Annotated in this window: 4 protein-coding genes and 2 pseudogenes; 3 read left to right on the top strand and 3 right to left on the bottom strand. The window is 57.7% G+C overall.

Annotation, left to right across the window (positions count from 1 at the left end; translation table 11 throughout):
* Positions 1 to 1,381 (top strand): annotated as a pseudogene (locus tag VMU57_RS17975) (hypothetical protein); the annotation flags it as partial.
* A gap of 141 nt (positions 1,382 to 1,522) precedes the next feature.
* Positions 1,523 to 2,098 carry a hypothetical protein gene (locus VMU57_RS17980; RefSeq protein WP_325385931.1) on the top strand — a complete coding sequence of 192 codons (576 nt, stop codon included), beginning with the start codon at positions 1,523 to 1,525 and terminating at the stop codon, positions 2,096 to 2,098.
* Here VMU57_RS17980 and VMU57_RS17985 read toward each other — a convergent pair.
* A complete protein-coding gene (locus VMU57_RS17985) occupies positions 2,046 to 2,282 on the bottom strand; it encodes a hypothetical protein (RefSeq protein WP_325385933.1) in 237 nt (78 codons plus the stop codon). The genes VMU57_RS17980 and VMU57_RS17985 overlap by 53 nt on opposite strands.
* Positions 2,283 to 2,579: 297 nt before the next feature.
* Positions 2,580 to 3,338 (bottom strand): hypothetical protein, encoded by a 759-nt coding sequence (locus tag VMU57_RS17990; RefSeq protein ID WP_325385935.1) that lies wholly within the window; start codon positions 3,336 to 3,338, stop codon positions 2,580 to 2,582.
* Between VMU57_RS17990 and VMU57_RS17995 the strand changes: the two genes are divergently transcribed.
* Positions 3,309 to 5,501 carry an HsdR family type I site-specific deoxyribonuclease gene (locus tag VMU57_RS17995; RefSeq protein WP_325385937.1) on the top strand — a complete coding sequence of 731 codons (2,193 nt, stop codon included), beginning with the start codon at positions 3,309 to 3,311 and terminating at the stop codon, positions 5,499 to 5,501. The genes VMU57_RS17990 and VMU57_RS17995 overlap by 30 nt on opposite strands.
* Here VMU57_RS17995 and VMU57_RS18000 read toward each other — a convergent pair.
* Positions 5,458 to 5,628, bottom strand: a pseudogene (locus VMU57_RS18000) (IS630 family transposase); the annotation flags it as partial. The gene VMU57_RS17995 and the pseudogene VMU57_RS18000 sit on opposite strands and share 44 nt — an antisense overlap.

The raw sequence follows: 5,628 nt of genomic DNA on the forward strand, positions 1-5,628 counted from the left end.
GCAACTCGAAGAGTTCCCCGTCCGAATCAATGACCCACTACTGCAACTCTGGGCAGACTTTCGCTGTCATCAGCTCACGGCCTACTACGCCGAAATGGCAACTCTGATCCGATCCATCAATCCTGCCATTGCGGTCGAAAACAACCCTTCCACCGGCATCTCCGGTCGAAACGTAATCTGGGAACAGGGAGTGGACTATCCGCGCCTGCTTGGCGCCATCGATGTCGCCTGGACGGAAGAAGGGGACAACGCCACTGTGACCCCGGACGGCGCGCTGATCTCCAAGATTCGTACTCTCAAAGCGGCATCCATCCTGAAGAAGAAGATTTTCTGCTACACCTGGGGAGCAGAAGGGAATTGGGGTTACCGCCCCAACAGCGGCGGCCTGCTGCAGATGGCCGAATCCATGGCGTACAACCGGCAATGCCTTGGGATGGTCGGCATTTTCGATGCGGTGCCTGATCTGCCCGAAGCACCTCGCCGATATATTCAGTTCTACCGCCACAATTTCGACCTCTACCGCGAGGTGGAATCGGTCGCCGATGTAGCGCTCCTCTATTCCTTCTCCAGCATGGGCTTTAACAGCGGCCGTCCTCAGGTCAGTTTCATGCTCGCCAGCCAAATGCTAATTCAGGGGCCGTTCCTGTTCGATATCATTTTCGATCAGCATCTTAACGATCTATCGAAATACCGCGTGCTCTTCCTCGCCGATCAGGAATCACTCAGCGATGCTCAGGTTCGGCAGATTCAAAGCTTTGTGAGGCAGGGCGGGGGACTGGTCGCTACCGGACACTCCTCGCTTTACACCGAGCGGCGCGAGCGGCACCCCGACTTTAGCCTCAAAGACTGCTTCGGTGTCTCGGCGCCCGCGTGGGTGGGTTCCGACGCCGATGAGCCAAATGTTCCCGGGGAGCCGGTCCAAAACAACTTCGGCCAGGGCAAGGTCACATACATCCCCGCCATTACGCCCACCACGATGAAGGCTTCTCATCAGGGACCCGGGCGGAAACAGCATTACTGGAACCTCGCCGCCAACAACGATCAACTCCGGAGCGGGGTTTTGGCGGCGATGAAGGGAACACCCTCTGTTCGGCTGACTAACGTGTCGTCTCCTTATGTCACGATTGAGCTGGTACATCAGCCCGCTGCCAGTCGTTTGGTGTTGCACCTGCTTAACTATGATCACGTTCGCACCCCAGAAATGCAGGATGTGGTGGTGGAACTGACGCTGCCCACCGGCAGGCGAGCCAAGAAAGTCCGAAGCCTTTCGCCCGACGCCCCCGGCTCCGATCAATCACTTGACTGGAGGGGTGGTCGTGCGATCTCTTTCCGCGTGCCTTCGCTGAGAATCTACTCTGTGATCGTCATTGACATCGGCTGAGGCGGTGGTTGGTGCGCTGGACCGCGAGCGGGCAGCTGCTAGGCTGGCCCGAGACGTAATGGGGGGACCCGCTGTGGGATTCTGTCCTAAAAACGAGTTACGAATCCGGTTGAGGGTACAAGCCGCTGACTGGGAGGCGTAATGAGTCGGCAGTCGATCCAGGGACGCGACGTGGCAAGCGGCGAGAGCCTGGAGGTCGTCGTTGAAGATGGCATCGTCCAGGCAATCGTCCCCGCACTCACCGGTGAGGAGTGGTGGCTGTCGCCTGGCTTTATCGATCTTCAAGTCAATGGCTATTGCGGGCGCGACCTCAATGCTGAGTCGCTCACGCCCGAAATGGTCATCGCGCTGGCCCGGCAACTGGCCGCTTTAGGTGTGACAACCTTCCTCCCCACCCTGATCACTGCCGCCGAAGAGCGGCTCGTGGCGGCACTGCGTGTCATCGCGGCTGCCCGTCGCATCTCGGCTCTGGCCGAGCACATGATTCCGTTTGTGCATGTTGAGGGGCCGCACATCTCGCCGACCGACGGCCCACGCGGGGCTCATCCCCAAGCTCACGTGAGGCCACCAGACTCCGACGAATTTGAACGGTGGCACGCCGCGAGCGACGGCCTCGTCGGCCAGGTTACCGTCTCCCCGCATTGGGATGGCGCACTCGATTACATCAGGTGCGTTCGGCCAACACCATGGTTGATGGACCCGGCAGACGGAGGATAGGCTGCTTTGCCAGTTTGGCGGCGTAGGTCGCAGGAGTGAGGCCGGCCAGTTCCTGGATGGAGCGATCGGCCATGCCGGGCAGCACATCGGCCAGATACTGGCGAATGGGGACGCCCAGCTTGCGACAGCTCTCAACAATACTGAAGATGGCGGCGATCTTGGGTCCAGCCTCTTTACTTCTCACGTGAAGCCAGTTGCGGCGGCCGATGGCGATTCCCCAGACATTCTGCCCATGTCGGTCAGGAATTAGAGATTCACTATCGCTGTTCCAACCTCTATTAATTCAACCAAATTCAACTCGTGGTTTGCTGCGCCGGGCTGCACTATCGGGCACTCGAGCGCATTTGAACACACGAGTTGAGTTTGGTTCGCAACCTGCAGCCTGCTTCTCATCGCGGCTCTCACCGCATGCTGGAAATGTAGTTTTCCACTTCCTTTGAGAGCTTTTCCTTGCCGGCAGCCAGAATCCGCGTGGCCGCCGTTACAGCGGACGATGGACCCCGTTCGTGCCGGTGACGCAGCGCCACAACTCAGTGACCGCGGCCAGAACGGCGACCTGATGCCATTCTGGGCTGGCGCGGTGCGAATCCCCCCAGCACACCCGGATCCCGATGTGATTCAGGCGGGCCGGGCTGTCGAGGTTGTTGGCGGTCTCGTAGTCGTCAGGAGCTGAAGGAAGGCCGAATGCCCTGACCAGGGCCGGCACATCGGTCCGCCGGGACCCTGCCCGGAATCCTACGTAGCGAAGAGCCGGCCCGTCGAGGTGAAGTTCCTCGACGAGCTCGAAGAGCATCTTGCCGTACTCGGCGTCGTTTGCGCCTGTGATGATTACGTAGCGATGGGTTGTAGCTGCGTAGCAGTACCCCAACACAGCGCTGCGCGCCAGATAAGGCTGGCGCCGGGCCACGCACATCAGCTTCCGCGCGAGCGACACAGCCTTCTCCCATGCTTCATTGGAGAGGTGAAGCGGCGGGAGGTCAAGCTTGAGGCTCGGGTTCGCAGGCGGTTCGAACCAGCGGGCCAGCTGGGCATCACGTGAAATGTCCGATCCGTCCTTCGACGCGTCTCCAGGCTGTTCTGGGCCCTCTGGTTCCTCCGGTTCATCAGGTCTGGTCGCGATCTGTTCCAGACGACCCCTGATGTAGGCGCGCATCGTCTCCGGAATGTCGAACAGGTCATCCTCACATGCCAGATTGATGACGTGGAGAAGATGAAACAGACCATTGTCGGTCTCCTCCAACCAGCGCGCGTGCTAGACATTCTCCGGAACGCGATTGTGTTCGAACGCACGCCCGATGGCGTTATCAAGAAGGTATCGCGCTATCAGCAACTGCGCGTGGCCAACAAAATTGTTGACCGTGTCGTTAACACCAACCTCGATCAGGGCATTGCATGGCACACGCAAGGTTCAGGCAAGAGCCTATCAATGCTGTTCACCGCCTACAAGCTGCGCGCACATCCAAAGCTGGGCGACCCGACAGTCTACATCGTAGTGGACCGGAAGGATCTCAAGACGCAGATTGGAGACACGTTCGAGGACTGCCTGTTCCCCAATACCACGAAGCCTCTCACCATTGGCCAACTCCGGGAGAAAATCACCAACCGCCCCGCCGAGGTCATCATTACTACGATCCAGAAGTTCCAGGAAATGGACTTTGGCGCTAATGGCAATGTCACGCCAGATGACCGCGAAAAGGTCATCATTCTGATCGACGAAGCGCACCGCACGCAATACGGCCAGTTTCATTCCGTCCTCAAGGCCGCGTTTCCCAACGCGAAACGGTTTGCCTTCACGGGCACGCCGATTCCGAAGACCCAAAAGGAGTTTGGCGCGGTCAAAGATGGCAGGGTGGAGGCGTATCTCGACCGTTACAGCATTGACGATGCCATCAAGGACGAAGCAACGAAACCGGTGCGCTACGCCTTCGGCCCAACGGAACTGTGGCTCGATAAGGAAAAGCTCAAGGCCGGGTATCAGGACATCACGAAGGAGTTGGACGAGGAGGAGAAACAAAAGGTTGAAAAGAAAGTGCAGCCTTGGAAGGAGTTTCTGAAGACAGACACGCGCATCAAAGCGCTGGCGGCAGATATCGCGAAGGATTACCGCGAGGTGGTCGAGCCCACCGGCGGCAATGCGATGGTCGTCACCGTGGACAAGGAAGGTTGTCGCCTCTACTACGACGAACTGCTGAAGTATTTTGATTCGTCGGAAATTGCGGTTGTCATTTCGAATACCAGCAAGGAAGCAGGCGAGGAGCTGTACAACAAACTCAAGGACTTCAACATGGAGTCCGGCGACCTGAAAGCGCTGCTGAAACAATTTAAGAAGCGCATCACGCCGGAAGAGCAGAAGCTCGGCAATAATCTGAAGCTGCTCATCGTTTGCAACATGCTGCTCACGGGGTTTGACGCGCCGATTCTGCAAACCATGTATCTCGACAGCCCGCTGCGCGACCACAACCTGCTTCAGGCGATCGCCCGAACGAATCGACCGTGGGACGATCCGGTTACAGGAACGAGCAAGCAGTTCGGCCGACTGGTCGACTACGTCGGAGTGTTCAAGAATTACCAGGAATCGCTCGCCTATGAACCGGAGGACCTGCCGGAGTTCAAGAGCACAGATGAGATCGCCACTCTGTTTCCGGGTCTGATTGAAACGGCGATGAAGCCGTTTGATGGTATTGCCCTGGACGACAGCTACGAGTGCTCGATTGAGATTGTCCGGCGTTTGCAGAAAATTGACCAGACGCAATTCGAGAAAGATTTCCGCGACGTGGTGCAGAATTACGAGGCGCTTTCGCCGCACGCCATTCTTGCCAAAGCGGAAGTGCGCGATCGCTACGAATGGCTGCTGACCATTTACCAGGTCTACCTTACGGAGTTCAAGCGGTCGGACTTCGACGCCGAGCTTTATGCCGCCAAGACCCGCAAGCTCATCCGCGAGTGTGCCAAACTCAAGAGTTTCCTGGGACATCTCCCGGAAATCGCCATTGACGAGCGTTACCTTGAGAATTTGCGCTACAGCAAGATGTCCAGCGCGGACAAGGCGGAGAAGATAATCCGGGATGTCGAGACCATCATTCGCCGCGAGGAAGCTCGGAATCCGGCCTACGTTGATTTGGATGTGCGCTTACAGGAACTGATCGAGCGCAAGAACGATGCAAACGCCGACATCGAGCAAATCCTGCTCGATGTGGAGAACCTCTATAAAGACGTGGACGAGGTTGGGAACTTGCCTCACCGCATGGGCTTTGAGGATCGCGGACGCTACGACCTGTTTCTCGACATCAAACACGATGTGGGTCCAGCGTTCGATGAAACTAAAGCACGCCAGTTCGTGGATATCCTAGTGGTGTGTCTCATGCAGATCGTCGATTATCGAGCGTGGCCCGTGCGCGGGTGACTTTTTCGAGGATGTCGGAAGCTTTTGCCGTCCAAATGAAAGGCTTGGGGTTGAGATTGTGCTTGTCGATATAGTCTCCAATGCCCATGATGAGTTGCTCCAGATCCTGGAACACTCCGCGCCGTAG

It is taken from the genome of Edaphobacter sp. (genome assembly GCF_035532915.1).
Lineage (GTDB): Bacteria > Acidobacteriota > Terriglobia > Terriglobales > Acidobacteriaceae > Edaphobacter.